This is a genomic window from Mesorhizobium sp. ESP-6-2, from assembly GCF_020164675.1.
Taxonomy (GTDB): domain Bacteria; phylum Pseudomonadota; class Alphaproteobacteria; order Rhizobiales; family Rhizobiaceae; genus Mesorhizobium.
Genome location: NZ_JAIUGT010000009.1, coordinates 140,844 through 167,265 on the forward strand (window position 1 = coordinate 140,844; position 26,422 = coordinate 167,265).

Consider the following 26,422-nt stretch of genomic DNA (forward strand, 5'->3'; position numbering starts at 1 on the left):
GGTTTTTTCTCTGGCGGAATCAATCCGGCCGCGTTAAGCGATGACTCCCATGGCGCGATATGTATTCATCACAGGCGGCGTGGTTTCCTCACTTGGAAAAGGCATTGCCGCAGCGGCCCTCGGGGCTCTCTTGCAGGCGCGGGGCTATCGCGCACGCATCAAAAAACTCGATCCCTACCTCAATGTCGATCCAGGGACGATGTCGCCGTATCAGCACGGCGAGGTGTTCGTCACCGATGACGGCGCGGAGACCGATCTCGATCTTGGTCATTACGAGCGGTTCACCGGCCGTTCCGCCAACCAGCAGGACAACATCACCACCGGCCGCATCTACAAGAACATCATCGAGCGCGAGCGGCGCGGCGATTATCTCGGCGCCACCGTGCAGGTCATCCCGCACGTCACCGACGAGATCAAGAATTTCGTCCTCGACGGCAATGACGACTATGATTTCGTGCTGTGCGAGATCGGCGGTACCGTGGGCGACATCGAGGCGATGCCGTTCCTGGAGGCGATCCGCCAGCTCGGCAACGACCTGCCGCGCAACAACGCCGTCTATGTGCATCTGACGCTGATGCCCTATATCCCGACTGCGGGCGAATTGAAGACCAAGCCGACCCAGCATTCGGTCAAGGAGCTGCGCGGCATCGGCATCGCGCCCGACATCCTGCTCGTCCGCGCCGACCGGGCCATCCCCAAGGAAGAGCGCAGAAAACTGTCGCTGTTCTGCAATGTCAGGGAAAGCGCGGTCATCCAGGCGCTCGACGTGCCTCACATCTACGACGTGCCGATGGCTTACCACAAGGAAGGGCTCGATTCGGAAGTGCTGGCCGCGTTCGGCATCGACCCAGCGCCGAAGCCGCGCATGGAGCCGTGGCAGGCCGTGTCCAACCGCATCCACAATCCGGAAGGCGAGGTGACCATCGCCATCGTCGGCAAATACACCGGCCTCAAGGACGCCTACAAATCGCTGATCGAGGCGCTGTCGCATGGCGGCCTGGCCAACCACGTCAAGGTCAAGCTCGACTGGATCGAATCGGAGATCTTCGAAAAGGAGGATCCGGCGCCGTGGCTGGAAAAGGTGCATGGCATCCTGGTGCCCGGCGGGTTCGGCGAGCGCGGCTCGGAGGGCAAGATCCTGGCGGCGAAGTTCGCGCGTGAGCGCAAGGTGCCGTATTTCGGCATCTGCTTCGGCATGCAGATGGCCTGTATCGAGGCGGCGCGATCTCTGGCCGGGGTCGATCAGGCCTCCTCGACCGAGTTCGGCCCGACCAAGGAGCCGGTCGTCGGCCTGATGACGGAGTGGCTGAAGGGCAATATGCTGGAGAAGCGCCGGGCAACCGGCGATCTCGGCGGCACGATGCGGCTCGGCGCCTATCAGGCGGAGCTCGCCAAGGGTTCCAAGATCGCCGATATCTATGGCGACACGCAGATCTCCGAGCGTCACCGCCACCGCTACGAGGTCAATATCGACTATAAGCAGCGGCTGGAGGATTGCGGCCTGGTGTTTGCCGGCATGTCGCCCGACGGCGTGCTGCCCGAAACGGTCGAATACCCCGACCATCCCTGGTTCATCGGCGTGCAATACCACCCCGAGCTGAAGAGCCGGCCGCTCGACCCGCATCCGCTGTTCGCCAGCTTCATCGAGGCGGCGGTCGAACAATCGCGCCTGGTGTAGGCGCGCCAGGCGGGGTTCGGCATCCGATGCAGATTTATGTCGCCCTTCTCTACAGCATCGTCCTGGGAGAAGGGCGCCGGGTCGTGATGTCCGAACTGAAGGCGATGGCGGAAGGCCTCGGGCTGAAGAATGTCCGTACGCTCGTGGCGACGGGCAATCTTGTCTTCGATAGTGAAAAGATCTCAATCGCCGCGCTTGAGAACCGACTGGAGGCCGCCTTCGAAAAGGCCTTTGGCCGCCATGTCGACATCATTGTCCGTGGCGCCGGAGATTGGCTGAAACTTGCGGCCTGCAATCCCTTCCCAGCCGAATCGGCGGAAGCCGGCGATCAGGTCGCGGTGCGAGTGATGCGCAAAGCTGTAGCCAGAGATGCGATATCGGGGCTTCAGGCCCATGCCGCCGAGGACGAGAAGGTGGTCCTGGTCGACGGCGACATATGGCTCGTATTCTCGCGAGAGAGGCCAAGCTCGCGGTTGCTTGCGGCCGCCAACCACAAGCGCATGGGCATCGGCACGTCGCGCAACTGGAACACGGTTCGCAAGCTGGCAGAGATGGTAAGATCCTAATCTGGGGCGGCGTTGCGCCGCCCCAGACGACATCACATCAAGCCTTCGCCGTCTTGGCGCCGGCACCCACGGCCACGGTGCGCAGCATGTAATAGATGATGCCGGCAATTCCGACGCCGAAGAACCAGCCATAGACGCCCCACCAGGATGGCAGCCAGTTGGTGAAGTTCGGCAGGATCGAGGAGAAGAGGGCGCCAATGCCGGCGGCGATGAAGGCATTGACATGCCAGCCGCCCTGGAAGCGGAACTCGCCATCCTCGCGATAAAGCGCTTCGACGTCGACCTCGCCCTTCCGGATCAGGTAGTAGTCGACCATCATGACGCCGAAGATCGGCCCCATCGTCGCGCCGATGATGTTGACGAAGGATGCAGCGCTGCCTTCCCAGGGCGCGAAGGGATAGAGTACGAGCGCGATCAGTGCCGCGATGTAGCCACCCTTCTTGAAGTCGATCTGGCGCGGGAAGACGTTGGAGAAGTCGAAGGCCGGCGAGACGAAATTGGCCACGACATTGATGCCGAGCGTCGCCACCGCGAAAGTCAAGGCGGCGAGCGCGGCCAGGAACCAGCTGCCGAATTTCGCCGATATCTGGTCGGGGTGCAGCAGCACCTCGTGATAGACATCGTAAGCGGCAATGGTGGTAACGCCAGCGACCAGCGAGAACAGGATGAGATTGACCGGCAGGCCCCAGATATTGCCCTTGCGCAGCGATGCCTTGTCCGGTGCATAGCGGGCGAAATCGCAGAAGTTGAGATAGAGAGCCGAAAAATAGGTCACCCAGATCGCGGCGACGGCGAACAGCGACGTCCACGATCCCGGCGTGCCTGGCACGCCCGCATCCTTGGTCTTTTCGAGCAGCACATCCATCGGAATGTCACTGGTGAAGGCGAAAGTCCCGGCTTTGACGCAGAGATAGACGGCCAGGATCAGCATCATCACCCAGACGGCCGGGCCGGCCCAATCCTGGAAGCGGCGCACCGTCTCCATGCCGTTCTGGATAATCAGCAGCTGCAGCGCCCAGATGACCACGAAGCAGATCACTTCCAGCCCGGAGTGGCCGAGGAAATGGGTGTTGGCGTTGAAATCGGCGAACCACTGCGAGCGGATCAGCAGCGCGACAATGGCGCCGGAAGCGGCCGCCGTCTGTGCGCCGTACCAGAAGCAGGCGACGATGGCGCGCACCAGCGCCGGTATGTTGGCGCCCCAGATGCCGAAGGAGGCGCGGGCGAGCACGGGGTAGGGCACGCCGGTCTTCACGCCGGCATAGCCGACCATGTTCATCAGCGCGTAGATGACGAGCGAGCCGATGCCGATGGCGATGATGAAGTTGACGAAGCCGCCGCAGAACAGAAAAAGGCTGGCGGCGAGATAGTAACCCCAGAGGCTGTGGACGTCCGAGGTCCAGACGTTGAAGATCGAGAATGGTCCCCAGTTTCGTATCTTGGCCGGTGCGAGATCTTCGTTATATAGATCCGGCGATGCGCCTTGTATCGTCATTGCAATTGTCCCCTTCTTGCAGCACGCGCCCTCACGCGTTGACCGTCGAGGTTACGCCTGACGCGAGGGAAGGGGCAATCGGCTGATTTGCCGGCTTTGGCCTTAAAGATATTCAATGGGGATCGCGCTTATCGCGCGGCACGATACTTGCCGCTCTGATCGGCGAGTCCGATTCGCGACGCTTTCAAGCGCCGGCGCGACGACATCGCAGTCGCAGCGGGTAAACCCGTCTTTTTTTGCCAAGCGTCCGTTTTTTTATGGAACCAAGTGGATGATGGCGCGTTTGATGGGGTTCGGTCGAACACGTCGCGACCGAGCGGGAGGATACGATGGATTATTTGCATTTTTTTTCGCCCGTGCGGATCTCACGCGGGCAGGGACACCCTATCGAAGAAATCGACACTGTTGCCGAGGCCATGGTGTTTTTGCGTAAATGGCCGACCGGGCGACGTGGCCCCGTCTATCAATGCGCGCTGAACTGCTGCGCGGCCGCCCTGTCGGGGCAGATGTCGGCTGAAGAAGCCAGGAAGGCGTTCACGGGCTTCGCCCGGATCACGCGGCTTCTGGATGACGACATGGCCTTGTCGGTGGGCAACGAGCCAGCGGGGCGCGTGTACGCGCTGCGGCGGTAACGTTCAGGACCGACTGTAGTCGAAACGGCGCCGGCCCCCGGCGCCGATTTGACTGTTTGTCCGTCTGCCATTGTGTCTGCGAACGCCTGTGCGGCGCGGCCCAGGATGGCTACCATCCGCTTGTGGTCGGCAAGTTCGGAAAGCAGCCAATCCTGGAAAGGCGCCCCCCGTCTTGTTCGCCGCAGTTGAAAGAGCAGCGACCCGGTCGCAAAACAGCGTGCAACTTTCCTGCGGTGTAGCAAGGGGTGCAAGCTTCCGATTTCTTGGCGCGATTTCGCCCAGCACTCGAAAAAATGAGAAGACAGCACTTCAGGTTACAGGATTTGGCTGGCGCAGAAGGACCGCCTTCAGACTTACTGCTCGAGCGAGGGGCTTGCCTACTTCGCATATGTCGCCGATATGAGGGTCGGTGGCCATGCCGCCCGCATCAACCAACCAATTGACGCTAAAAATGTCGAGATGCCAAGAGCATAGGGTGGCAATCGCCCCGATGATGGACTGGACGGACCGCCATTGCCGGTTCTTCCATCGCCAACTGACGCGCCGTGCGTTGCTCTACACCGAGATGGTGGTGGCGGACGCGGTCATCCAGGGCGCGCGCGAACGCCTGCTTGGTTTTGATGATGCGGAACATCCGGTCGCGCTGCAGCTCGGCGGCTCCGATCCGGGGAAGCTGGCCGAGGCGGCGCGCATCGGCGAGGCTTTCGGCTATGACGAGATCAACCTCAATGTCGGCTGCCCGTCGGACCGCGTCCAGTCCGGTACGTTCGGCGCTTGCCTGATGAAGGCGCCTGATCTCGTCGCCGACTGTGTCGCGGCGATGAAGGCGGCGGTGGCCATTCCCGTAACCGTCAAATGCCGCATCGGCGTTGACGAGCAGGATCCCGAGCCGGCGCTGGATGCGCTTGCAGACGGCGTTTTCGCGGCAGGCGCCGACGCCCTTTGGGTGCATGCGCGCAAGGCATGGCTGGAGGGACTGAGCCCCAAGGAAAACCGCGACATCCCGCCGCTCGACTATGGCCGCGTCTATCGGTTGAAGGCGAGAAAGCCGAACGAATTCATCGGTATCAATGGCGGCATTCAGTCGCTTGAAGAGGTGCGGACGCATCTCGATCACCTCGACGGCGCCATGCTCGGCCGTGCCGCTTATCATACTCCAGGCATTCTGACCGGCATCGATTCGATGTTTTATGGAGAGCGGGCCGGTCCCTTCGATTTCGCCGCGCTGATCGATGTCATGGCCGGCTACGCCGCACGCCATATCGAACAGAGCGGGCGGCTCGGCCACGTCACCCGCCATATGGTCGGGTTGTTCCACGGATTGCCCGGTGCGCGCCGCTACCGCCAGATACTCTCCACGGATGCAACGCGCCCCGGCGCCGGGCCGCAGGTGCTGAAGACGGCGTTCGCTGCGGTCGACCTCAGCGGAGCGGTGGACAAGGCGGCCTGACGCCCCCTTCGACCCGAGCCTCAGTCCCTGAGGATCATCCGGTCGCCGCGCACGTCGAAGCCCGAAAGCGAACCGATGAAGTTCATGCCGAGCAGGCTCTGACCGAGCATACCGGGTGCCGCGACCATCACCGGCATATTCTTGCGCACGATCCCGCCGATCGCCATTTCTCTGGTTTTCACAGCCGCGGCGCGCGCCATGCCGTTGGCGGTCGAGACCGGTATGGTGAAATCGAGCGTGGCCGGATTGATTCCGGCTGCCTGGGCGTCCTGCGACGTCAACACGGTGCTGGTCGCCCCGGTATCGACCACGGTGCGCACGGGCGCGCCATTGATCAGGATACGTGCCTCGAAATGGCCATTGTCGGCCTTGTCGAGCGTCACCGTGGTATGGCCGTCCTCGATGCCCAGCGCCAGCGGGCTGCCGGGAACGAGGCCAGCGGTTACACGGCTGGCGAAATCCTGCAATTCGTAGCGATATTGATAGCCGGCGACCAGCGCCAGTGCGATCGCCGCCCAGGCGCCGAGGTTGCGCGCCATGGCGCCGAGCGGGCGGCCTGACCGGAGCAAGCCGGCGCCGATGAGCGCGCCGAAGGCGCCAAGCCAGATCAGCCGGCCGAAATCATCGTTCTCGACGCCGAGCGTGTTGCCGGCGGAATCGTTGAACATCAGCAGCACCGCGCCGACGCCGATGACGAGCATCAGGATCCAGAACAGGCGGTTCATGTCGGGAATCCGTTCACGAGAGCGCGTTGCGTTCGCGTGCCATGCGGGTGCGGCGGGTTTCGCGGCGCGGCCGGCGCTCGACCGTCTCCAGCCTTGCCGGCAGTTCGGCCATGACATCGCGGCGCGCCTGCGCCGTCATGCCGATCCAGGCGCCGATCTCGTCGCGTGTGCGACCGCAACCGAAGCAGAAGCCGGTTTTCGTATCGATCGAACAGACCAGAATGCATGGGGATTCGATGGCCGTCATGGACCTTTCCTTGGCTGACTTCCACATGGTGCAACGGCGTGACCTTTGCAAGCCCTAGGGAATGCGGCGCCCGCAGCCGCTTTTACGGCAGGGCAGGAGGTTGTGCAGGCGCATCAAGGCGGCTATGCCGCTGGCCAATCTGCAAGGACGAAATCAACGACATGACCAGCGCAAAGCCCTTGGACGATTTCCGCAACCTGCTGGCCGCCCTGCCGATGGCCGACAAGACAGCCGAGGCCCGTGTGCGCATGCTGTTTTCCAAGGCCGACAAGCCGAGGAATTCGCTTGGTCGCATCGAGGACATCGCTGCCTGGCTGGCCGCATGGAGCGGCCGCGCGCCGCCGGCGGTGACTCGGCCTCTGGTCGCGGTCTTTGCCGGCAACCATGGCGCTCTCAGGCACGGCATTTCGCCGCGGCCAGTGGCGGCGACGGCCAACGCCGTCGAGCTGTGCGCGGCTGGAGGTGCTGCGGTCAACCAGGTCTGCATCGCCAACGATCTGGGGCTGAAGGTCTTTGACCTCGCCCTTCATATCCCGACAGCCGACATCACCGAGGATGCGGCCCTCGACGAGCGAGGCTGCGCGGCCACCATGGCCTTCGGCATGGAGGCGATCGCCGGCGGCGCCGACCTGCTTTGCCTCGGCGATCTCGGCGTCGGCAATTCCACCATCGCCGCCGCCCTGTTCGCGGCCCTTTACGGAGGCAAGGGCACCGACTGGGTCGGCGCGGGATCCGGCGCCGACGCGGCGATGCAGGCGCGCAAGGCCGAGGTGGTCGATGTCGCACTCGCCTTCCACGGCGCTCATCTCGACGATCCGCTCGAAGTGCTGCGGCGGGTTGGCGGCCGCGAGTTCGCGGCGATCGCCGGCGCCATCCTGGCAGCGCGGATGCAGAAGATACCAGTGCTGCTCGACGGATTCGCGGCAACGGCCGCGGCAGCCGTTGTGCATGCCGCCAACCCCGCTGCGCTCGACCATTGCCTGCTCGCCGGCCTCTCGGCGGAGCCCGCGCACGCGCGGGCCGCCGAGCGCCTTGGCCTTCGCCCGTTGCTTGATCTTGGCGTGAGCCACGGCGAGGGAGTAGGGGCGGCACTGGCCGCCGGCATGGTCAAGGCAGCCGCGCTGACCAGTTCGGGCATGGCTGCGGCAGTTCGCGGCTGACGGCCATGAGCAGAATTTCGCTGAGGGTTATCGGATCAGCTCTGGAGCCTGGGAATGCGATAGACCACAGCGACGTATTTTGAATTGGGTCGCCTTCCAGCAATCGAACCTCCTAGGTGTTCCGCAATTCTTCTGCTGGCGACGTTTTCTTCCGCTACGGGGTATTCGAAACAATCGGGCTCAAGTTTCTCGGACGCCCACGCTACCACAGCGGCGATTGCCTCTCGGCCGATGCCTTTTCCCTGAGCCTCTTCCCGTATCCAGATTCCGAGTTCTGGGCATGCCGTCAGCGTCGCATGCAGGCCGAGGAGCCCAAGACAGCGATCGTCTCGCGAACAACGCACCACAAAATGCAGATCCGATCCGTCGAGGATTGGCTTTAGCCTGGATTGCCATGCCTCGGCGAAAGCAGTTGTCGATCGAGGCGGTTGCCACTGCATGAACCGGGTGATCGCTGGCGTGATGCAGGCAAAAAGCTCATTGGCATCGCTGGGCGTAAACAACTTGAGGGAGAGGCGTCCTGATTTGATCTCGAGGCTGCCTGGATTCCAACCGGCGATCGTCATTGCAGGCAACGACCTGTCATATCGGGCCGAGAACTCAACGCCGCCGCGCGGCGACCGCCGCGGTCGGCAGGGCCGGCAATTCCTCCATCACCCGGCTCAGCGGGAAGATGGCGATCGCCTCGGTGCCTTCGCGCAGCTTGGAATGAAGTTGGAACTCGCCGCCATGCATGGCAAGCAGTCCCTGCACGATCGGCAAGCCGAGGCCGGTGCCCTGCTCGGCGCTCTTGATGGCGATCGAACCCTGGCCGAAGGCCGAAAGCACCACCGGGATCTCGTCTTCGGGTATGCCGGGACCATTGTCCTTGACCGAGATGTATTGGCCGCCGCCGGCCGTCCAGCCGACGCGGACGCGGATCTCGCCGCCGGTCGCGGTGAACTTGATCGCGTTGGACAGAAGGTTGAGCGTGATCTGGCGCACCGCGCGCTCGTCGGCGAACAGGCGCGGCAAGGCATGTTCGAAATCCTGAATGACGCGGATATCCTTGTTGCGCGCCTTCAACTCCATCATATGGCAGCAGTCCTCGACGATGCCGAGCAGCATCACCGGCTCCTCGTTGAGCTGGTAGCGGCCGGCTTCGATACGCGAAAGGTCCAGTATCTCGTTGATCAGGTCGAGCAGATGCTGGCCGGATTCGTGCACGTCATTGGCGTAGTCGCGATAGGTGGGATTGCTCATTGGCCCCAGCACCTCGTTCGCCATCACCTCGGAAAAGCCGAGAATGGCGTTGAGCGGCGTGCGCAATTCATGGCTCATCGACGCGAGGAAGCGCGACTTTGCCAGATTGGCGTCTTCCGCCCGCCGCCGCGCTTCGTCGGACATCGACTTCGCCGTCTCGAGCTCGGCCACCAGCGCATCCCTCTCGGAGCGGAACGACAACATCATCAAGGACGAACGGTTGAGGTTGCGTGCCACATAGGCGAAGAAAGGCAGCGACACGACCAGCAGTGCAGCCATGACCGCTTCGACCGGCATCCACAACCTGACCCCGGTATAGGCATAAAGTGCCACAGGAACAGCGAAAGTAGCCAGCAGGGCGCCACTCAGTGACGATGCCATGACCGCGGTTACCGCCATGGCGAACAGCAGGACCACGGCCTTTATCACCTGGAACTGGTCGACCTGGCATGTGCCGCAGCCGAGCCAGACGAACCAGCTCCAGCCGAGCCCGCACACGAAATGGGCTACCAGGAATTCGCTTCGCGTTTGCAAGGGGTTGAGCTCGGACGCTTCCGTGCGTTCGATGCGCCGCGCCATGAACGTCACGATCGTGTAGCAGGTCAGGGTGAAAAGCGCCCAGAGGATGATCTCGTTGCCAATGCCGGCCAGCCGGCCAACCGCGGCGATCGCCAAAACGAGCAGAGGAATGGCGACACCGCCGCCGGTCATCGCGCGGGCATGAAGCTTCAGCAGTTCGCGATCGAAATCCAGGTTGCCGGCCTGCTGCGAAAGACGGTCGCGCGTCTTGCGCACCGCACGCGCGACATCGCTGTTGCGATGACGTTTCCTGCGGTCCACAATGAATTTGTCCGCTGTGTTCGAGCGTTGCAAAGGCATGAAGACTTCAATTTATGCGGGCAGCGTTTTCAAGGTGTTAAGCTACGTTCGAATGATTAACCAACCGTTTGCCATATGAGCCGCTCCTGGTCGCAAAGACCGCGGCGGCGATACGCTGCGCCGCGCCCGCGAAGCCCATGGCGCAAGTTGCTGGACTATGGGTTGACGGTCGTCGTTCTGGGGCTGCTGATCGTGCTTGCGGCGCGCCTCGATCGCGTGGAGACGCGAAAGACACAGGGCGTCGCCATCATCAATGATGGCGACTCGATCACGCTCGGCGCCGAACGCATCCGCATGCGCGGCATCGACGCGCCGGAATACACCCAGACCTGCCGCAAGAACGGCGCCGACTATTCCTGTGGCACGCTTGCGCGCCAATCTCTGGTGCGCCTGATCGCCGGCAGGCCCGTCATCTGCAGCGGCTGGCAGCGCGACCGGTACGGCCGGCTGCTCGGCGATTGCAAGGCCGGGGACACCGATCTCAACCGCGCACAGGTCGAGGCAGGCTGGGCGGTCGCTTTCGGCGATTACGAGAGCGAGGAAGCCGTTGCCCGTGCCGCCAAGGCCGGCATCTGGGCAGGTACGTTCGACCAGCCGCAAGATTGGCGCGACAGCCACCATGGCGAGTCCGTCGAGAGAAAACATGGCACGCTCGCCTCCATCGGCGATGCCGTGCGAGAGATTTTCCGCTTCTGGTAAGCCGGCGGAAGCTGAACCCTGCCATTACCGGCAAGAACTGGAGGATCGAATGAAGCTCTTCGACGGCGGCCGAGCACCCAACCCAAGACGGGTTCGCGTTTTTCTGGCCGAGAAGGGAATCTCGGTTCCGCTGGTGTCCGTCGACATGGGCGCGCTGGAACACAGGCAACAGGCGGTCAGCTCGCGCAATCCACTGCGGCGACTGCCGGTGCTGGAGCTTGACGACGGCACCGTCATTACCGAGTCCGTCGCCATCTGCCGCTACTTCGAGGAATTGCACCCCGAGCCGGCGTTGTTCGGACGCGGGGCGCTCGGCAAGGCGCAGGTCGAGATGTGGCAAAGGCGGATGGAATTCAACCTGCTGACCTGCGTCGCGCAGGCTTTCCGCCACACCCATCCGGCCATGAAGGAATGGGAAATCCCGCAGATCTCCGAATGGGGCGAGGCCAACAAGCCGAAGGCAATCGAATTCCTGAGACTTCTCGACGGCGAGCTGGGAACCCGCGAATTCGCCGCCGGCGACGCCTATTCGATCGCCGATATCACCGGGTTGATCGCCATCGATTTCATGAAACCTGCGCGCATCAAGGTGCCGGACGAGTGCGGCAATGTGTTGCGCTGGTATCGGATGGTTTCGAGCCGGCCGAGTGCCGCGGCCTGAGGATGACTGCGGAACTCGAAAGCTTCGCCGCGACGGTTCGCTCCTGCCGCATCTGCGTCGACAATCCGATCGGCCGGCCACTGCCGCACGAGCCGCGCCCGGTGCTGCGGCCCTCGTCGAGTGCCCGCATCCTGATTGCCAGCCAGGCGCCCGGAACCAAGGTTCATCTGTCGGGCATGCCGTTCACCGATGCTTCGGGCGACCGGCTCAGGGACTGGCTCGGCGTCACCAGCGAGGAGTTCTACGACACCGAGAAGTTCGCCATCGTGCCGATGGGCTTCTGTTTCCCCGGCCAGGATGCCAAGGGCAGCGACTTGCCGCCAAGGCGGGAATGCGCGCCGGCCTGGCGCGCGCCGTTGATGGGGCTCATGCCGCAGATCGACCTGGTGCTGACGATCGGCATCTACGCGCAGTCCTGGCATATGGGTGCCGCGCGGCGCCCGTCCCTGACGGAAACGGTGAGGGACTGGCGCTCCATCTGGGAGAAATCCGCTGGCCAGAAGGTGCTGCCGCTGCCGCATCCGTCCTGGCGCAACACCGGCTGGCTGAAGCGGAATCCCTGGTTTGAAATGGATTTGCTGCCTTTCCTCAGGTCGGAAATCCGCTATCGCCTCGGTTAGACATTCAGCAAGAAACCACCGGCTTTTCCGCCAATCAGCAGAATTTTTTTCTTGTGAAAGGCTATAACAACGCCGATTATGGCCAATCCATTCCTTCAGGAGCATTCGATGGACCGCCTTGACCGAAAAATTCTCCGCCTCCTGCAGGAGGACGCGACGCTCGCGGTCGCAGATGTCGCCAAGAAAGTGGGACTGTCGACGACCCCTTGCTGGCGGCGCATCCAGAAGCTCGAGGAAGAGGGCGTCATCAAGCGGCGTGTCGCCATTCTCGATCATGAAAAGGTCAATGTGCGGGTCACCGTCTTCGTCTCGATCCGCACCAATTCGCACAGCCATGAATGGCTGCGGCGCTTTTCCGAAGTCATCCAGGAGTTCCCCGAGGTGGTCGAGTTTTACCGCATGAGCGGCGATGTCGACTATCTCCTGCGTGTCGTGGTCCCCGACATTGCAGCCTATGATGCCTTCTATAAGCGGCTGATCGCCAAGATCGAGATTCGCGACGTCTCGTCCTCCTTTGCCATGGAGCAGATCAAGTACACGACCGAAATCCCGCTCGATTACATGGTGCTGGACAAGGAATCGGGTGCGAACGCGGCCTGAGCGCGCGTGACCTTGGTGCATGCAAGGTCACGCAAGCTCGCCTTGCTTAGTTGTTCTTTTTGTTGAGGAAAGTCCAAGGCGAGTTGACCGGTAGGGTGACTGTGTCCGGCACGGTGTCGACGCTGGTCACTTCTGCTTTGCGCACGGTATAGCCCGATTGGATGACCGAGACGCCGTCCAGGATGAAAAGCTGGCTCTTCTCCATGCCCGGTTTCAGCGCGCCGGTTACGGAAACCGGCTGGTAGGCCTGCGACATTTTGTAGGGATGAGCCGGGGTGACCAGGACGATCTGATTGGGCGGCGGTGTCGGCATGTGGCTGCAGGCGCCGGTCCACGGCACCAGCAGGAACTGATAGACGAGGTCGCCGTCGCGATCGACGGGCAGGGCGTAGCCGGCCAACTCGATGGTCTTGTCCTGCAGATTCAGGGACAAAGTCTCGCCGTGGTCCGGAACCTTGGCCGCGATCATCGGCAAGCCGGCATCCTCGGCGGCGGCTTGAGTGGCGGGCCGCAGATCCTTCCAGAGTATATGAGCGGTCTCGGCCGAGGCGCCGGCGGCGATGAACCCGAACATCGCGACCGCCAGCGCGGCGGTTTTGAGATGGTTGTTCATTGGGCCGCTCCCTTTGGTCCGAATTAAGCCGCTGCCATCAGTAACGTCAACGTTCGGCCCGCATCACATGTCGGCGAGAACCCGCATGCGGATTTCTTTCGGCAAGCCGGTCCAGCGTCTTTGGACCCGTTAACTCCTTCACGGCGTCCCGGCCGATCCAGCGCGCCGTCTTGTCGGATGATCCGGCCAGCTTTTGCGCAAGCGTAAGGGCAGGGGCATGCAGTGCCGCCGAGCGTTTGCCAATCTGCCGCAGCGCCCAATTGACCGCCTTCCTGACGAAATTGCGCGGATCGCCGGCATGCGCCTCGATCAATGGCAGATAGGCGAGAAACGTCGCGTCCGGCTCCTGCTTCAGATGCACTGCGCTCCAGGCCACCTGGCAAAGCCCGCGCGGCGCACGAACTCGCGTTCGTCAGCAACAAACTCCTCGATCAACTCACGCCGGAACGGCGTTTCGGCAAAGAGATCCGAGACGCTGTCGACGATCTCCCAGGAATCGAAATCGCTGGCCCAGCGGCGGCACTGCTCGGCCGTGATCCTTTTCGGCTCGCCGGTGAACGCCGCCATCAGCCGCGCCTCGCGAACACCGCTGTCCCACAGGGCCAGCGCCCGCTCGTGATTGCGCTTCAGCTTGCGCGCCAGCGGCCGCAGATCCGAATTGCCGACACCAAGCGCCGTCGCGGTGTTTATGCCGAACCGGGCCATGCCGGCGCGGTTTTCCTGCGTGCCGATCGAGCGCAGGTGAGCGACGATCTCGTCCGCGCTCCAGCTCGGGCCGGGCAGGGACATCTGCGTTCTACTTTTCCAGCCGTGCCAGCAGTGAGGATGTGTCCCAGCGCCTGCCGCCCATCGCCTGGACGTCCTTGTAGAACTGGTCGACGAGCGCCGTCACGGGCAGCCTCGCGCCGTTGCGGTCGGCTTCATCAAGGCAGATGCCCAAATCCTTGCGCATCCAGTCGACCGCGAAGCCGAAGTCGTATTTGCCTGCATTCATCGTCTTGTGCCGGTTCTCCATCTGCCACGAGCCCGCTGCGCCCTTGGAGATCACATCGATGACCTTCTCGATGTCGAGCCCGGCCTTCTTGCCGAAATGGATGCCTTCGGACAGTCCCTGCACCAGCCCGGCGATGCAGATTTGGTTGATCATCTTGGTGAGCTGGCCGGCGCCTGCCGGTCCCATAAGCCCGACCATCCGGGCATAGGCGTCGATGACGGGCCTGGCTTTGTCGAAGGCTGCCTGATCGCCGCCGACCATGACGGTCAGAATGCCGTTCTCGGCGCCGGCCTGGCCGCCGGAGACCGGCGCGTCGAGGAACGAGAAGCCGCGCTCCTGTGCGGCCTCCGCCAATTCGCGCGCGACCTCGGCCGATGCCGTGGTGTTGTCGATGTAGACCGCGCCCTTTTTCACGGCCTGAAAGGCACCGTCCTTTGCCGTCGTCACAGAACGCAGATCGTCGTCATTGCCCACGCACGAGAAGACAAAGTCCTTGCCTTCGGCAGCCTGTGCGGGCGTCAGGGCGAGAGCGCCGCCATGCTGGGCGACCCATTGCTCGGCCTTTGCCCTGGTGCGGTTGTAGACGGTGACGTCATGGCCGCCCTTGTTCTTCAGATGCGCGGCCATGGGATAGCCCATGACGCCAAGACCGAGAAATGCCACCGATGCCATGGCTTGTCCTTCCGACGGGTACAGAGATTGCAGTTGCGGAAGGTCTAGGCCATGCCACGGATTCGTCAAGGCGCGCGCCGAGCCATCGACTGGCACAGGTAAGCCTACCGTTTCAGGTGAATGGTGATCCGGCGCTCGATCCATTCGACGCCGTGGCGCAGGATCTCGACCATCACCAGATAGACGATCGCCACCCAGACATAGGCCTGGAAATCGAAGGATTTGGCATAGGCGAGTTTCGCATTGCCCATCAGGTCGTAGACGGTGATGATGGCCACGATGGCGGAGGCCTTGATCATCAGAACGAGTTCATTGCCATAGGGTCGCAAGGCCACGATGATCGCCTGGGGCAGAATGACCTTGCGCAGCGTCTGCAGCTTGTGCAGGCCGAGCGAAGCGGCGCCTTCCCACTGGCCCCTTGGAACGCTCTCGATGGCGCCGCGCAGGATTTCGGCCTGATAGGCGGCCGTGTTGAGCGCAAAGGCGAACACGCCGCAGTTGAAGGCGTCGCGGAAGAACCACCATAGCCCGACCGATTCGAGCTGCACGCGGAAAGAACCGACCCCGTAATAGACCAGATAGACCTGGACGAGCAGCGGCGTGCCGCGGAAGAAATAGACGTAGCAATAGGCAGGCCACGACAGCAACCGGTTGCTCGACATGCGGCCATAGGTGACGGGCAGCGACAGGATGGCGCCGGCCACCATCGACACCGCCACCAGCGACAGGGTGGTTCCAAGTCCCTGCAGGTAGGCCGGAGCATATCGTGCGAAGAACTCGCCGTCCCAGGCGGACACTAGATAGGCCAGTATACCGAAGCCGAAGAGGATCCAGAGACCGACGAGTGCGTATCCCACGACACGGGCACGCGGCCAGCCGCGCGCCGGCGGCGGCGGCCGATCGACGGCAATGGTGTCGGTGACGCTCATCGCGCTTCCCTCTGTCCAAGCGACCGCAAGATGAAGCCGGTGGCGATCGAAGACAGGATTGCCAGGATGAGAAAGACCAGCGCCGCGACGCTGTAGAACAGGAACGAATGTTTGGTGACGCGCGCCGCGACGCCCGCATTGCGCAAGGTCTCGGCGAGGTTGACGACCGAGACCAGGGCTGTGTCCTTGAGCAGGCTGAGCCAGCAATTCTCGAGACCGGGGAATGCGATGCGCAGCAATTGCGGCAGGATCACCTTGCGCATGGTCAGCCACTTCGACAGACCGATCGCATAGCCGCCCTCATACTGGCCCTTCGGAATGGCGCGAAAGGCCGAAAGGAATACCTCGCTGGCATAGGAAGAGAAGATCAGCGAGAGCACGATCATGCCGGCGATGAAGCTGTCGACATCGATCGTCGCCTCGGGTCTGAAGAAGCGGATGATGTATTGCAGCAGGATGGGCATGCCGAAGAAGAACAGGAAGAGCGTCACCAACTCCGGAAGGCCGCGAAACATGGTGGTGTAAATGTTCGCGGCCAGCCGCAGCGAAGGCTCTTCGGATTGCTTCGCCCAGGCAATGAAAAAGCCGATCGTCAGGCCGATCGGAAGCGTGGCGAGCGCCAGCGCGATGGTGACCACCGCGCCATAGGCGATATCGTCAAGCCAGCCATTGGGTCCCCAACTGAGAAGTGTCCATATGCTTTGGGCTGGCATCGAGTGGTGTTATCTCCAGAGCTCCCAGATCGGGTAAGGCGGCAGGGAGACCCTGCCGCCCTTGGAGTGATTATCAGGACTCGGCGCCGTAGACGTCGAACTTGAAGTACTTGTCGTTGATTTCCTTGTATTTTCCGTTGGCCCTGATGGCGTCGATCGCGGAATTCAGCTTGTTGACCAGATCGGTCTCGCCCTTGCGGACGGCAATGCCGGCGCCAGGTCCGAAAATCTCGACCGGCTGCGGCGAGGGCTGGCCGAGGATCTTGCAGCAGGCGCCGTCAGGCGAATCCAGCCACTGCTGCAGCACCACGATATCATCCTCGATGGCATCGAGGCGGCCGTTGGCCAGGTCCGCCTGTTCCTCGGGGCTGCTCGGATAACCCTTGATCGTGCTGTCGGTATAGGTCTTCGAGGCATAGTTGAAATGGGTCGTCGTGGTGGCCACGCCGATACTCTTGCCGGCGAGGTCCTCCTTGGTCACGCCCTTCAGCGTCGAATCCTTCGGCACGGCGAGCGCCGAGGGCGTGTTGTAGTATTTGTGAGTGAAGTCGACCTTCTCGGCACGCTCCGGCGTGATCGACATCGAGGCCACGATGGCATCGAACTTGCCCGCCTGCAGCGCCGGGATGATGCCGTCCCAATCCTGGGCGACAAAGGTGCATTTGACCTTCATCTCGTCGCAGAGCGCCTGGGCGATGTCGATGTCGAAGCCGACGAGCTTGCCGTCCGAGGTCAGGTTGTTAAAGGGCGGATAGGCGCCTTCGGTGCCGATCCTCAGGGTCTTTTCCTGGGCCTGGGCTACGCCGAGCGTCAGCAGCGCGGCCGAAGCGGCGAGCGCGATACGCAGTGCAATACGCATAATGATCCTCTCTTTATGGTCCCGGCCGTCGTTCCGAAACGGCTCTGTGGGGCGGTGCTTTTGACCGCCCGCTGGCCCGATACTCCCACTCTTTCCAAGAAAAAAGCAACTGCAAAACCACGAAAATCGGCAATGTCCTTCTGCCGTTACGTTACTTCTCAAGCAACGAGGCCGGTCGCACGCTCGACGAAGTCGGCTATCGATTTCACGTCGTCGAGATCGAACGCCGGCAGGCTTTTGTCCTCGATGAGGAAGTCGGCCGCGATGGCGACGATCCCGGGATCACCCGCCGAAAGCGGCGTCCGATCCTTCGCGTCCAGGCGTCGGGTTTCGATCTTGAGATGGGCTTCGCGCTTGTAGCCTTCGACCAGCACGATGTCGGACGGCGCAAGCCGCGACAGGATCGCTTCCAGCGCCGGCTCATCCTCTCCGCGCAGTTCGTGCATCAGCGCCCAGCGATTGGCGGAGACGATGGCGACTTCCATGGCTCCCGCCTGCCGGTGGCGAAAGCTGTCCGCGCCCGGCTTGTCGATGTCGAAATCATGATGGGCGTGCTTTACGGTCGAAACCGTCCAGCCGCGCCCAACGAGTTCCGCGACCAGTTTCTCAGTGAGGGTCGTCTTGCCGGAGTTCTTCCAGCCGGTGATGCCGAAGAGGCGCTTGTTCATCTCAGATGCTCTGCAGCAACCGCGCCGCCTTGGCAAGATCGTCGGGCATGTTGATGTCGAAGAAAGGATCGACAGCCTGGCCCGCGGTTTCCAGCAGTAAAAATTCAAAATCCCGCGATGTCTCTCACCATCATCGAGCCCGTGCGCCATCGCGGAAAATCACAGGATTCTCCGCGAGCCTCTCATATGCCGTCCGGGGCCATGGCAGGACCAGTGCTTTCCGCGACGATCCTGCGCCGGCCGACGACTCGCTCACGATAAAGCGCGTAAAGGCCGGAGCCCACGATTGTGCTGGCGCCGATGATCATCGTCATATCGGGGACATCGCCGAAGACCAGCAGGCCGAGCACAATGGACCAGAGCAGCGCCGTATAGCGGAACGGCGCTATGAAGGAAATCTCGCCCGAGCGCATCGCCATGATGATGAATTGATAGCCGATGAGCACCAGCACTGCTGCGAGCGCCAGCAGCGCAGTGGCTTTTCCCGTCATCGGTGTCCAGCCGCCCATCGGGGACAGCAGCAGCGCGCCGACCACGGTCATGGCCAATGCCGTTGCGGTGGAGACGAGCAGCGTGGGGATAGCCTGCGGAATCCGCTTGGTGGCGAGGTCGCGCACCGCGCAGCAGGCGACGCTGGCCAGCGCCACCAGCGAAAACATGCTGAACCCGTCGAAGCCCGGGCGCACCACGACCAGCACGCCGGCAAATCCGGCAGCGATCGCCAGCCAGCGGCGCCAGCCGACCGCCTCGCCGAAGACAAGGGCCGCGCCCATTGTCACGGCCAGCGGCAGTGCCTGCAGGACGGCCGAGACGCTGGCGATCGGCAAATGGGCAAGCGCGACCAGGAAGGTCACCGTCGCGCCGGCCTCGGCAAGGACGCGCAGCGCCACCAGCGGCTGTAGCATCGAGCGCGGCCGGACCAGCGCGCCGCGCTGCCAGGCAAGCAGGCCGACGAAGAGCGAGGCAAATGCGCCTCTGATCAGCATGACCTGCGCCATGTTCATCGACTGTGACGAATATTTGGTGATGGCGTCATTGAGGGTGAAGCCGGCCATCGCCACCACCATGAACAACGCACCGCGAAGATTGGGAGAAAGGGGCAAGAGTTCTACCGGTTCTGCTTTGAAAAAAGCCTGTAGCAGCCGGGACCGAAACAGCAATGACAAAGGGCTGGGCCACGGCCTTGATCGCGGCCCAGAATTTCAACCGCGGATGGCCGACCGTACGTCTTCGGCGCCAATACCTCGTTGCCGTCCTTGCCCGAGATCGTCCAGTGGAAAGATCAGCCGCCGGTGACGCTCATATGCCGCGACACGGAGGGGCGGCTGGTGCGGCGGTCGATGATGAAATCATGCCCTTTCGGCTTGCGCCCGATCGCCTCGTCGATCGCCGCGCCGACCAGGTCGTTGCCTTCGGACGCGCGCAACGGTTCCCTGAGATCGGCGGCATCCTCCTGGCCCAGGCACATAAAGAGCGTGCCGGTGCAGGTCAGCCGGACGCGGTTGCAGCTCTCGCAGAAATTATGGGTCATCGGCGTGATGAAGCCGAGCCGGCCACCGGTTTCCGCGACATGGACATAGCGGGCCGGACCGCCGGTCTTGAACGGGATGTCTGTCAACGTGAACTGGCGCTCCAGCGAGGCGCGCAGCAGCGACAGCGGCAGGTACTGGTCGGTGCGGTCGGCATCGATCTCGCCCATCGGCATGGTTTCGATGACGGTCAGGTCCATGCCGCGGCCATGCGCCCAGCGCATCATCTCAGGCAATTCGGCGTCGTTGAAATCCTTCAGCGCCACGGCGTTGAGTTTTATCTTCAGTCCCGCCGCCTGCGCCGCATTGATGCCGGCCATGACCTTGCCGAGATGGCCCCAGCGGGTGATTGCGTGGAACTTGTCGGCATCGAGCGTGTCGAGCGAAACATTGATGCGCTTGACGCCGCAATCGGCGAGCTCGGCAGCAAAACGCGAAAGCTGCGAGCCGTTGGTGGTCAACGTCAGTTCTTCCAGCGCGCCGCTTTCGAGATGACGCGACAGCTGGCGGACCAGGTGCATGATGTTCTTGCGCACCAGCGGCTCGCCGCCGGTGAGGCGCAATTTGCGCACGCCTTTTGCGATGAAGACGCTGCACAGCCGGTCGAGTTCCTCGAGCGACAGCAGGTCCTTCTTGGGCAGGAAAGCCATGTCCTCGGCCATGCAATAGGTGCAGCGAAAATCGCAGCGGTCGGTGACCGACACGCGCAGGTAGCTGATCGTGCGGCCGAAGGGATCGATCATGTCCATGCGTGAAGCGTTTCCCGTGGCTGTGAACGACGGCGTTATATATCGCTATGTGATACGATCCGGCCTGTTGTTCAAGATAGCCGCTCTCGATCTTTGGTAACATTCCCTGACCGACACCGGATGTCGGCTGCCTGGTACGGGCTTTTCCAATCCGGCGAAGCGGCGTAGGGAAGGGCGGTTCGAAACGGAAAATATCATGACCGCGCCGAAGGAACTGCGGGTCTCCAAGGACCGCAAACTGCTCTCCGTGACCTTTCCCGGCCACCAGCCATTCGAGCTGCCGGCCGAGCTGCTGCGCGTCGCCTCGCCGTCGGCCGAGGTGCAGGGCCATTCGCCCGACCAGCGGGTGACTGTTCCCGGCAAGCGCGATGTCACCATCCTCAAAATTGAACCGGTCGGCAACTACGCGGTGCGCATAACCTTCGACGATTTCCATGACACCGGCATCTTCACCTGGAATTACCTGCACACGTTGGGCCACGAGAAGGATGCGCGCTGGAATGCCTACCTTGCCGAGCTTGCGCAAAAGGGTCTCAGCCGCGACCGTTAGCCGGCGGGCGTCGTCAAGATGTCATGGAGCCGGAGTAGGGGCGGCGGATTGGGAGACGAGACAATGTCCATCATAACCACCGTCGAACAGCTTGAAGCGCTCTATGGCCTGCCCGGCGAAGCCTCGGTGGTCAAGGAAGTCGACCACGTCATTCCCGAATACGCCGCCTTCATCGAGGCCTCGCCTTTCGTCGCGCTGGCGACGAGCGGGCCGGAAGGGCTGGATTGCTCGCCGCGCGGCGATCTCGCCGGCTTCGTGCGCATCGTCGATCCGAAAATCCTGATGATGCCGGACCGGCGCGGCAACAATCGCGCCGATTCGCTGAAGAACATCATTCGCGATCCCCGCGTCGGGCTGCTGTTCCTGGTGCCGGGCTCCGGCACGACGCTGCGCATCAACGGCCGCGCGCACATCACCACGGATGCCGCGCTTTGCGCGTCGTTCACGGTCGACGGCAGGCCGGCACGCTCGGTGACCGTCATCGATGTCGATACGGTCTATTTCCAATGCGCCCGCGCCATCGTGCGGTCGGAATTGTGGAACCCCGCAAGGCATGTCGACCCGAAGACCCTGCCGACGCCAGGAAAAATCCTGGAGATCACCAGCCGCAGGAACATCGACGGCGCCGCCTATGACAAGGAATGGCCGGAGCGGGCGAAGAAGACGATGTGGTGATCCGCCGGACCGCAATGGCGGTCAGGCTTCCTTCAACACCTCGTAGATCTTGCGCATCTGCTCGCCGATCATGTCGCACTGTTCCGGCGTCGACTGGCTCATCGCTTTCTCGATCAGCGCCATGTGCACCTTCAGCGCCTGCATCAGCAGCGCCTCGCCGGCTTCGGTGAGGGCCAGCCGCAGAATGCGCTTGTCCTTCTCGTCGCCTTCGCGGCGCAGCAGGCCCCGAGCCTCAAGCTGCGGCAACAGCATGGTGATGTTGGAGCGGCCGACGAGCAGCTTGCGGGCGAGATCGTGCTGCGACATGCCGGGATGGCGATAGAGATTCATCAAAACATCGAGCTGCGCGGGTTTCAGATCGAGCGGTGCCAGCTTCACGGCAAGCGTGCGCTCCAGCACATGGCAGGCGCGCGCAACCGCGACCCAGTTGCGAAACCGCGGGTTGTCCCAGGGCAACTCTTGTTTATTGTTCATCTTTGAACTATTATGTTCATGCTTGAACGTATGGATGGATTCCCACTATGGCATCATTCGGACTGAAGGTCATCCGGGGTATATTCGGGGCCGCCGAACATGTCGCCCCGCGCCTTACGGGGCGCGCCGCATTCGAGTTGTTCTGCCGTACACCGAACGCCAGGGTGCTGAGCGAGGGCGAACGTCGCGCCGTCGACCGAGCGGCAGATTTCATGGCCGAAGCGCGGCATCACCGGCTGAAGGCCGGATCCGGCTGCATCATGGCGCATGAATTCCGTCCGGAGCCGGGCAGGGCATCCGCCGGCACGGTTCTCGTCGTCCATGGCTGGCGCTCGCGCACCGAATACATGCGCATGCTGATCGAGGGCTACCGCGCCGCCGGCTACAGGGTCGTCTCGCTCGACCTTCCCGGCCACGGCCAATCGCATGGCCGGCGGTTGAACATGGTCAATGCCGTGGATGCGGTGCGAATCGCGGGCGAATGGTTCGGCCCATTCGCGGCGGTGGTCGGTCATTCCTTCGGCGGTGCCGTCGCTGCCAATGCAATTGCTGGATCGATCAGGAACATTGCGCCGCTGGCGGCCGGGCGCCTGGTGCTGATCGCCGCGCCCAGTTCATTGCCGGCCATCTTCGCCGACTTCAGCCGCATGCTCAATGTCGGTCCGCGCTCGCAGGCCGCCATGGCGGACCGTGTCGAACATCTTTCCGGCCGGCCGCTCAGCGAATTCACCGGCGATCGCCAGCTTGCCCAGGCGCCGGTGCCGACTCTGGTCATACACGCACCCGACGATCGCGAAGTCTCGGCCGATCATGCCAGGCGCTATGCCGGTGCCGGTGACCATGTGCGGCTGCATTGGGCCGAAGGGCTCGGCCATCGCCGCATCCTGGCGGACAAGGGCGTGGTGGAACGCGCCGTCAGCTTCGTGGCCGCGCACCGGGAGCCGTCGCTGGTCCATTGAACCCCAATCAGGGCTCGCCGGGTTCCACCGGCAGTCCGGCCGCCTTCCAGGCGGTGTAGCCGCCAAGGATATGCTTGACCGGCGACAATCCCATGTCCTGCGCGGTCTTGGTGGCGAGCGCCGAACGCCAGCCGCCGGCGCAGAAGAAGACGAAGCTCTTCCCCGAAGCGAAGAACGGCTTGTGGTAAGGGCTCTCGGGATCGATCCAGAATTCCAGCATGCCACGGGTGACATGTTTGGCGCCGGGAATCCTGCCGTCGCGTTCAATCTCGCGAGGATCTCGCAGGTCGACAAAGATGGTGCCTTCGTCCTCGATCAGGGCTGCCGCTTCCTCCGGCGAAAGCACTTCGATCTCGGCATTCGCCTCATCCAGCAGTTCGCGATAACCCTTTTTCACCGTCCGATCCTCCCGGCCCGTTTAGACTGGCGCTCCGTCCGTTCGGATTTCGAGCACAACGCCCGGCGTTTGTCATCCCGCGTCGGTACCGGCCATCGTCTTCCAGGCGGCTATTGCCCCCTCCACGGTCGCCATGGCCACACCACGTTTCGGCGAAGCCGATGAGGTCGCCGGCATGGTCGCCTGGCTCGCCGGTCCCGAGGGTCGCTTTGTGACCGGCGCCGCACTGACCATCGATGGCGGCGCCAACGCCTGACGTGGCCGCCCCGCTTCGGCGGCCGGAGCCGAGTGTGTCCGCTCCGGCCGTCACGATGTTGTGAAACCGTTCTGCCACAGCCGCTCCAAAATTTATGAAAGCTTAACGAAATCGGTATGAATCGGTATAGTCGCGTCTTACATCCGCCATGCGGTGGGCAAGACGCACGAGCGTGCGGAACGGAGCCGGTTGCGGCTGGAGCGGGTGACCATGAAATTGCCGGGAAACAAAGCTACCGCGTTGCCGCTTGCAGCGCTCGTGGCGACGCTGGCCCTGGGTACGCCGCAAGCAGGCGCGCAGGGGCTTTTCGACATGCTTTTCGGCGGCGGCGTAAGGCACGAGCCGCGAGGTGAGTTTCCCCCTCCGCCGCCAAAGCGCAAGCCAAATCCCAAAGTATCTGCCGGCGGCGGCGGCGGCAGCGGCAGCGTAAAGATCAGCAGCCCTTCCTACTACACCTACAAAGCCGACAAACTTGTGCGCGTCGACTTCTCGGCGCTTACGGCAGCACCGCCGCCGGCAACGCCGCAGGACGCTGCCTTCGTGCCGTCGGCCACCGGCAATGCCTTCCGCGAGGCAATCGCCGGACTGAGCGACTACGAGCTCTATGCGGAGCCCGATATCGCCAAGGCGCTGATCGCCTATTATTCGGCCAATCCGGATTTCATCTGGGTGACCGGAGCGAACGCCAACAGCCGCGCGCAGGATGCGGTGCGGGTGCTTGGCGAGGCGGCGAGCTACGGCCTGGCACCGTCCGACTACACGGTCGACGTGCCGACCGCCGCTGCGTCGACTGCCGATGCCGCCGCACGTCTGAAGGAGTTCGTACGCTTCGAAATGGCGCTGTCGGCTCGCGTGCTTCGCTATGTCCATGATGCCCAAAGCGGCCGCGTCGAACCCAACCGCATGACCGGCTACTATGACTTCCCCGCCAAGCCGATCGACATGGAAGGCGTTTTGAAGACGCTGGCGCACACCCAGGAAGTGCGCACCTATCTCGAATCGCGGCATCCGCAGAACGCGGAGTACCAGGCGCTGCGCGTCGAACTGGAGTCGCTGCAAGCGAGCGCCGAAAACGAGATCGTCGTCGATCCCAAGCTGTTGCTGAAGCCGGGCGAAACCAGTCCGGAACTTCCCAAGCTGCTGAGCCTGATCGCCCGCAATCTCGACGACGAGACAGGCGGCGCCTATGGCGAAGTGCTGTCGCGGCTCGTCACCAGCGACGTCTACCTCCCTGAGCTGGTCCCTGTCATCAAGGCGGTGCAGCAAAAGGCGGGCATGAAGGGCGACGGTGTCATCGGGCCGCGCACCGTCGCGTCACTGGCCGGAACGTCCAAGGCTGACCGGCTGCTCAAGGTGCAGGTGGCGCTGGAAGAACTGCGCTGGCTGCCATCCGATCTCGGCAGCCCGCGTGTCTTCATCAACCAGCCGGCCTTCACGGCGAGCTACATCGACAATGGCGAGGAAAAGCTGAAAACCCGTGCGGTCATCGGCAGGACCACCAACCAGACCGCCTTTTTCTACGACCAGATCAAACAGGTCGACTTCCATCCTTATTGGGGGGTGCCGCAGTCGATCATCGTCAACGAGATGCTGCCGAGATTGCGCAGCGATCCGGGTTATCTCGACCGGGCCGGCTATGAGGTGACCGATTCGCGCGGCAAGCGCATCCCGTCATCGGCGGTCAACTGGGGCGGCTATGGCGCGAACATCCCCTACAGCGTGCGCCAACTGCCGAGCGAGGCCAATGCGCTGGGCGAATTGAAGATCCTGTTCCCCAACAAGCACGCCATCTACATGCACGACACACCGCAGAAGTCGTTCTTCCAGCGCGACATGCGCGCGCTCAGCCATGGTTGCGTGCGTCTGCAGGATCCGCGCGGCATGGCGGCTGCGGTGCTGGGCACCTCGGTCGACGATATCGCCGAGAAGCTGAAGCACGGCCATTCGACCGAGAATGTGACGCGCACGATCCCGGTCTATGTCGCCTATTTCACCGCATGGCCCGACATGTCCGGCAAGGTCGAATACTTCAACGACGTCTACGACCGGGACACGCGGTTGAAGCAGGCCCTGGACGCTACGGAAGCGGCACGCTCGCCATCGACTTGATCGGTAACGCTGCGAGAGGGCGCCGGAAGCCGGCGTCACGCCCAGCGATCAGCCAATAGACAAGCCCGGCGACCAGACCGGCAGCGGCGATGATGCCCATATCGGCCCAGCGCTCCGAGGCTATGTCCTCCAGCGCGCTCGGCCAGATCAGGGCAAAGCCGCCGACCGCCGCCGCACCGCCGAAGAGCATGTGCAGCCAGAAGCTGCGCAACGAGAAGAATTCGGCAATCAACGCGAACACCAATGTCTGCGCCCCGGTCAGCACGATCGTCAGGAAATAGATGAACATGTCGAGCGGCGGCACCACCAGCGCCGCGATCGGCGTGACGCCCATGAGGTCGAAATACCGGGGCGCATTGGGCAGGGAACTCAACACGGCGTAGATCGCGACGATGGCGATCAGGCCGACCAGCACGGCGACGAGATAGCCGGCAAGCAGCATCAAGATACGTTTCAACACATGCCTGGCCGTCGCCATGCATACCCTCCTGTGAAGCTCCGCTGTAATCAGCCATCAAAGATGCATTGGCGCAAGGTCGGGCACATCTCGCGCCGCAGGCTCGGCGTTTTCAGATGGGGACCGGTAATCACCGCGGGGAGGGATCGTAGAACGGGTTGCCTG

Annotated in this window: 30 protein-coding genes and 1 pseudogene; 14 read left to right on the forward strand and 17 right to left on the reverse strand. The window is 62.9% G+C overall.

The window, feature by feature from the left end; translation table 11 throughout:
* Positions 1-40 precede the first annotated feature (40 nt).
* Together LB532_RS22570 and LB532_RS22575 are read left to right on the forward strand one after the other, a co-directional pair.
* Positions 41-1,678, forward strand: a complete 1,638-nt coding sequence (locus LB532_RS22570; RefSeq protein WP_140638163.1) for a CTP synthase — start codon at positions 41-43, stop codon at positions 1,676-1,678.
* A gap of 26 nt (positions 1,679-1,704) precedes the next feature.
* Positions 1,705-2,244, forward strand: coding sequence for a DUF1697 domain-containing protein (locus tag LB532_RS22575; RefSeq protein ID WP_140638162.1), 540 nt, complete (start codon positions 1,705-1,707; stop codon positions 2,242-2,244).
* 37 nt (positions 2,245-2,281) lie between these two features.
* On the opposite strand, the gene LB532_RS22580 is transcribed toward LB532_RS22575, so the two are convergent.
* Positions 2,282-3,739 carry an NCS1 family nucleobase:cation symporter-1 gene (locus LB532_RS22580; RefSeq protein WP_140638161.1) on the reverse strand — a complete coding sequence of 486 codons (1,458 nt, stop codon included), beginning with the start codon at positions 3,737-3,739 and terminating at the stop codon, positions 2,282-2,284.
* A 329-nt stretch (positions 3,740-4,068) separates the two neighbouring features.
* Here LB532_RS22580 and LB532_RS22585 point away from each other — a divergent pair, with 329 nt between their 5' ends.
* Positions 4,069-4,371 carry a DUF982 domain-containing protein gene (locus LB532_RS22585; RefSeq protein ID WP_140638160.1) on the forward strand — a complete coding sequence of 101 codons (303 nt, stop codon included), beginning with the start codon at positions 4,069-4,071 and terminating at the stop codon, positions 4,369-4,371.
* A gap of 451 nt (positions 4,372-4,822) precedes the next feature.
* Positions 4,823-5,821, forward strand: coding sequence for a tRNA dihydrouridine(20/20a) synthase DusA (dusA, locus tag LB532_RS22590; protein WP_140638159.1), 999 nt, complete (start codon positions 4,823-4,825; stop codon positions 5,819-5,821).
* Positions 5,822-5,841: 20 nt separating this feature from the next.
* Here the strand turns inward: dusA and LB532_RS22595 are convergent, their stop codons facing one another.
* Both LB532_RS22595 and LB532_RS22600 read right to left on the reverse strand, forming a co-directional pair.
* The gene (locus LB532_RS22595; protein WP_140638158.1) at positions 5,842-6,546 is read right to left on the reverse strand and encodes a TIGR02281 family clan AA aspartic protease; all 705 of its coding nucleotides are present in this window, start codon (positions 6,544-6,546) and stop codon (positions 5,842-5,844) included.
* Positions 6,547-6,559: 13 nt separating this feature from the next.
* Entirely contained in the window at positions 6,560-6,793 is a 234-nt protein-coding gene (locus tag LB532_RS22600; protein WP_140638157.1) for a DUF1289 domain-containing protein, read from the reverse strand.
* Positions 6,794-6,954: 161 nt separating this feature from the next.
* Here LB532_RS22600 and LB532_RS22605 point away from each other — a divergent pair, with 161 nt between their 5' ends.
* Entirely contained in the window at positions 6,955-7,953 is a 999-nt protein-coding gene (locus LB532_RS22605) for a nicotinate-nucleotide--dimethylbenzimidazole phosphoribosyltransferase (RefSeq protein ID WP_140638156.1), read from the forward strand.
* A gap of 35 nt (positions 7,954-7,988) precedes the next feature.
* On the opposite strand, the gene LB532_RS22610 is transcribed toward LB532_RS22605, so the two are convergent.
* Both LB532_RS22610 and LB532_RS22615 read right to left on the reverse strand, forming a co-directional pair.
* Complete coding sequence (locus LB532_RS22610) at positions 7,989-8,519, reverse strand: GNAT family N-acetyltransferase (RefSeq protein WP_140638155.1); 531 nt, start codon at positions 8,517-8,519, stop codon at positions 7,989-7,991.
* Between the two features lie 34 nt (positions 8,520-8,553).
* A complete protein-coding gene (locus LB532_RS22615) occupies positions 8,554-10,074 on the reverse strand; it encodes a sensor histidine kinase (RefSeq protein WP_140638154.1) in 1,521 nt (506 codons plus the stop codon).
* A gap of 75 nt (positions 10,075-10,149) precedes the next feature.
* On the opposite strand from LB532_RS22615, the gene LB532_RS22620 reads away from it, so the two are divergent.
* The 4 genes from LB532_RS22620 (at position 10,150) to LB532_RS22635 (ending at position 12,654) form a co-directional block, all read left to right on the forward strand.
* Positions 10,150-10,773, forward strand: coding sequence for a thermonuclease family protein (locus tag LB532_RS22620; protein WP_140638153.1), 624 nt, complete (start codon positions 10,150-10,152; stop codon positions 10,771-10,773).
* Between the two features lie 49 nt (positions 10,774-10,822).
* Complete coding sequence (locus LB532_RS22625) at positions 10,823-11,434, forward strand: glutathione S-transferase (protein ID WP_140638152.1); 612 nt, start codon at positions 10,823-10,825, stop codon at positions 11,432-11,434.
* On the forward strand, positions 11,374-12,054 hold the full coding sequence (locus tag LB532_RS22630; RefSeq protein ID WP_140638151.1) for a uracil-DNA glycosylase family protein: 681 nt from the start codon (positions 11,374-11,376) through the stop codon (positions 12,052-12,054). The genes LB532_RS22625 and LB532_RS22630 overlap by 61 nt, the downstream gene beginning before the upstream one ends.
* Positions 12,055-12,162: 108 nt before the next feature.
* Entirely contained in the window at positions 12,163-12,654 is a 492-nt protein-coding gene (locus LB532_RS22635) for an Lrp/AsnC family transcriptional regulator (RefSeq protein ID WP_006205209.1), read from the forward strand.
* A 46-nt stretch (positions 12,655-12,700) separates the two neighbouring features.
* Here LB532_RS22635 and LB532_RS22640 read toward each other — a convergent pair whose 3' ends face one another.
* The 9 genes and pseudogenes from LB532_RS22640 to moaA all read right to left on the reverse strand — a co-directional run bounded on the left by LB532_RS22640 (position 12,701) and on the right by moaA (position 20,380).
* Positions 12,701-13,267 carry a DUF3299 domain-containing protein gene (locus LB532_RS22640; RefSeq protein WP_140638150.1) on the reverse strand — a complete coding sequence of 189 codons (567 nt, stop codon included), beginning with the start codon at positions 13,265-13,267 and terminating at the stop codon, positions 12,701-12,703.
* Between the two features lie 46 nt (positions 13,268-13,313).
* Positions 13,314-14,056, reverse strand: a pseudogene (locus LB532_RS22645) (DNA alkylation repair protein).
* 7 nt (positions 14,057-14,063) lie between these two features.
* Positions 14,064-14,933, reverse strand: coding sequence for an NAD(P)-dependent oxidoreductase (locus tag LB532_RS22650; RefSeq protein WP_140638149.1), 870 nt, complete (start codon positions 14,931-14,933; stop codon positions 14,064-14,066).
* A gap of 104 nt (positions 14,934-15,037) precedes the next feature.
* Positions 15,038-15,862 carry an ABC transporter permease gene (locus tag LB532_RS22655; RefSeq protein WP_140638148.1) on the reverse strand — a complete coding sequence of 275 codons (825 nt, stop codon included), beginning with the start codon at positions 15,860-15,862 and terminating at the stop codon, positions 15,038-15,040.
* Positions 15,859-16,575 carry an ABC transporter permease gene (locus tag LB532_RS22660; protein ID WP_140525212.1) on the reverse strand — a complete coding sequence of 239 codons (717 nt, stop codon included), beginning with the start codon at positions 16,573-16,575 and terminating at the stop codon, positions 15,859-15,861. Before LB532_RS22660 ends, LB532_RS22655 begins: the two co-directional genes overlap by 4 nt.
* Positions 16,576-16,648: 73 nt before the next feature.
* Positions 16,649-17,434, reverse strand: a complete 786-nt coding sequence (locus LB532_RS22665; RefSeq protein WP_140498631.1) for an ABC transporter substrate-binding protein — start codon at positions 17,432-17,434, stop codon at positions 16,649-16,651.
* Between the two features lie 158 nt (positions 17,435-17,592).
* On the reverse strand, positions 17,593-18,102 hold the full coding sequence (gene mobB / locus LB532_RS22670; protein WP_140638147.1) for a molybdopterin-guanine dinucleotide biosynthesis protein B: 510 nt from the start codon (positions 18,100-18,102) through the stop codon (positions 17,593-17,595).
* Between the two features lie 182 nt (positions 18,103-18,284).
* Positions 18,285-19,205: a DMT family transporter gene (locus tag LB532_RS22675; RefSeq protein ID WP_140584427.1), complete on the reverse strand. Its 921-nt coding sequence runs from the start codon at positions 19,203-19,205 to the stop codon at positions 18,285-18,287.
* Positions 19,206-19,384: 179 nt separating this feature from the next.
* On the reverse strand, positions 19,385-20,380 hold the full coding sequence (gene moaA / locus LB532_RS22680) for a GTP 3',8-cyclase MoaA (RefSeq protein ID WP_140638146.1): 996 nt from the start codon (positions 20,378-20,380) through the stop codon (positions 19,385-19,387).
* A 196-nt stretch (positions 20,381-20,576) separates the two neighbouring features.
* On the opposite strand from moaA, the gene LB532_RS22685 reads away from it, so the two are divergent.
* Entirely contained in the window at positions 20,577-20,930 is a 354-nt protein-coding gene (locus LB532_RS22685; protein ID WP_140561222.1) for a gamma-butyrobetaine hydroxylase-like domain-containing protein, read from the forward strand.
* A 63-nt stretch (positions 20,931-20,993) separates the two neighbouring features.
* A complete protein-coding gene (locus LB532_RS22690; RefSeq protein WP_140638145.1) occupies positions 20,994-21,605 on the forward strand; it encodes a pyridoxamine 5'-phosphate oxidase family protein in 612 nt (203 codons plus the stop codon).
* Positions 21,606-21,626: 21 nt separating this feature from the next.
* Here LB532_RS22690 and LB532_RS22695 read toward each other — a convergent pair whose 3' ends face one another.
* Positions 21,627-22,079, reverse strand: a complete 453-nt coding sequence (locus LB532_RS22695; protein WP_056587725.1) for a MarR family winged helix-turn-helix transcriptional regulator — start codon at positions 22,077-22,079, stop codon at positions 21,627-21,629.
* Positions 22,080-22,126: 47 nt separating this feature from the next.
* Between LB532_RS22695 and LB532_RS22700 the strand changes: the two genes are divergently transcribed.
* Entirely contained in the window at positions 22,127-23,038 is a 912-nt protein-coding gene (locus LB532_RS22700) for an alpha/beta hydrolase (RefSeq protein ID WP_140638144.1), read from the forward strand.
* A gap of 7 nt (positions 23,039-23,045) precedes the next feature.
* Here LB532_RS22700 and LB532_RS22705 read toward each other — a convergent pair whose 3' ends face one another.
* A complete protein-coding gene (locus LB532_RS22705) occupies positions 23,046-23,435 on the reverse strand; it encodes a rhodanese-like domain-containing protein (protein ID WP_140638143.1) in 390 nt (129 codons plus the stop codon).
* A 46-nt stretch (positions 23,436-23,481) separates the two neighbouring features.
* Between LB532_RS22705 and LB532_RS22710 the strand changes: the two genes are divergently transcribed.
* Both LB532_RS22710 and LB532_RS22715 read left to right on the forward strand, forming a co-directional pair.
* On the forward strand, positions 23,482-23,691 hold the full coding sequence (locus tag LB532_RS22710; RefSeq protein WP_224557241.1) for an SDR family oxidoreductase: 210 nt from the start codon (positions 23,482-23,484) through the stop codon (positions 23,689-23,691).
* Between the two features lie 210 nt (positions 23,692-23,901).
* Positions 23,902-25,800, forward strand: coding sequence for a murein L,D-transpeptidase (locus LB532_RS22715; protein ID WP_140638142.1), 1,899 nt, complete (start codon positions 23,902-23,904; stop codon positions 25,798-25,800).
* On the opposite strand, the gene LB532_RS22720 is transcribed toward LB532_RS22715, so the two are convergent.
* Positions 25,769-26,278 (reverse strand): hypothetical protein, encoded by a 510-nt coding sequence (locus tag LB532_RS22720; RefSeq protein WP_140638141.1) that lies wholly within the window; start codon positions 26,276-26,278, stop codon positions 25,769-25,771. The genes LB532_RS22715 and LB532_RS22720 overlap by 32 nt on opposite strands.
* Positions 26,279-26,422 lie beyond the last annotated feature (144 nt).

What these genes read in the sequence shown, in the direction of transcription:
- LB532_RS22570 (WP_140638163.1), top strand. Translation starts at nt 41, where the DNA reads ATGACTCCCATGGCGCGATATGTATTCATCACAGGCGGCGTGGTTTCC.
- LB532_RS22575 (WP_140638162.1), top strand. Translation starts at nt 1,705, where the DNA reads ATGCAGATTTATGTCGCCCTTCTCTACAGCATCGTCCTGGGAGAAGGG.
- LB532_RS22580 (WP_140638161.1), bottom strand. Translation starts at nt 3,739, where the DNA reads ATGACGATACAAGGCGCATCGCCGGATCTATATAACGAAGATCTCGCA.
- LB532_RS22585 (WP_140638160.1), top strand. Translation starts at nt 4,069, where the DNA reads ATGGATTATTTGCATTTTTTTTCGCCCGTGCGGATCTCACGCGGGCAG.
- dusA (WP_140638159.1), top strand. Translation starts at nt 4,823, where the DNA reads ATGTCGAGATGCCAAGAGCATAGGGTGGCAATCGCCCCGATGATGGAC.
- LB532_RS22595 (WP_140638158.1), bottom strand. Translation starts at nt 6,546, where the DNA reads ATGAACCGCCTGTTCTGGATCCTGATGCTCGTCATCGGCGTCGGCGCG.
- LB532_RS22600 (WP_140638157.1), bottom strand. Translation starts at nt 6,793, where the DNA reads ATGACGGCCATCGAATCCCCATGCATTCTGGTCTGTTCGATCGATACG.
- LB532_RS22605 (WP_140638156.1), top strand. Translation starts at nt 6,955, where the DNA reads ATGACCAGCGCAAAGCCCTTGGACGATTTCCGCAACCTGCTGGCCGCC.
- LB532_RS22610 (WP_140638155.1), bottom strand. Translation starts at nt 8,519, where the DNA reads ATGACGATCGCCGGTTGGAATCCAGGCAGCCTCGAGATCAAATCAGGA.
- LB532_RS22615 (WP_140638154.1), bottom strand. Translation starts at nt 10,074, where the DNA reads ATGCCTTTGCAACGCTCGAACACAGCGGACAAATTCATTGTGGACCGC.
- LB532_RS22620 (WP_140638153.1), top strand. Translation starts at nt 10,150, where the DNA reads ATGAGCCGCTCCTGGTCGCAAAGACCGCGGCGGCGATACGCTGCGCCG.
- LB532_RS22625 (WP_140638152.1), top strand. Translation starts at nt 10,823, where the DNA reads ATGAAGCTCTTCGACGGCGGCCGAGCACCCAACCCAAGACGGGTTCGC.
- LB532_RS22635 (WP_006205209.1), top strand. Translation starts at nt 12,163, where the DNA reads ATGGACCGCCTTGACCGAAAAATTCTCCGCCTCCTGCAGGAGGACGCG.
- LB532_RS22640 (WP_140638150.1), bottom strand. Translation starts at nt 13,267, where the DNA reads ATGAACAACCATCTCAAAACCGCCGCGCTGGCGGTCGCGATGTTCGGG.
- LB532_RS22650 (WP_140638149.1), bottom strand. Translation starts at nt 14,933, where the DNA reads ATGGCATCGGTGGCATTTCTCGGTCTTGGCGTCATGGGCTATCCCATG.
- LB532_RS22655 (WP_140638148.1), bottom strand. Translation starts at nt 15,862, where the DNA reads ATGAGCGTCACCGACACCATTGCCGTCGATCGGCCGCCGCCGCCGGCG.
- LB532_RS22660 (WP_140525212.1), bottom strand. Translation starts at nt 16,575, where the DNA reads ATGCCAGCCCAAAGCATATGGACACTTCTCAGTTGGGGACCCAATGGC.
- LB532_RS22665 (WP_140498631.1), bottom strand. Translation starts at nt 17,434, where the DNA reads ATGCGTATTGCACTGCGTATCGCGCTCGCCGCTTCGGCCGCGCTGCTG.
- mobB (WP_140638147.1), bottom strand. Translation starts at nt 18,102, where the DNA reads ATGAACAAGCGCCTCTTCGGCATCACCGGCTGGAAGAACTCCGGCAAG.
- moaA (WP_140638146.1), bottom strand. Translation starts at nt 20,380, where the DNA reads ATGGACATGATCGATCCCTTCGGCCGCACGATCAGCTACCTGCGCGTG.
- LB532_RS22685 (WP_140561222.1), top strand. Translation starts at nt 20,577, where the DNA reads ATGACCGCGCCGAAGGAACTGCGGGTCTCCAAGGACCGCAAACTGCTC.
- LB532_RS22690 (WP_140638145.1), top strand. Translation starts at nt 20,994, where the DNA reads ATGTCCATCATAACCACCGTCGAACAGCTTGAAGCGCTCTATGGCCTG.
- LB532_RS22695 (WP_056587725.1), bottom strand. Translation starts at nt 22,079, where the DNA reads ATGAACAATAAACAAGAGTTGCCCTGGGACAACCCGCGGTTTCGCAAC.
- LB532_RS22700 (WP_140638144.1), top strand. Translation starts at nt 22,127, where the DNA reads ATGGCATCATTCGGACTGAAGGTCATCCGGGGTATATTCGGGGCCGCC.
- LB532_RS22715 (WP_140638142.1), top strand. Translation starts at nt 23,902, where the DNA reads ATGAAATTGCCGGGAAACAAAGCTACCGCGTTGCCGCTTGCAGCGCTC.
- LB532_RS22720 (WP_140638141.1), bottom strand. Translation starts at nt 26,278, where the DNA reads ATGGCGACGGCCAGGCATGTGTTGAAACGTATCTTGATGCTGCTTGCC.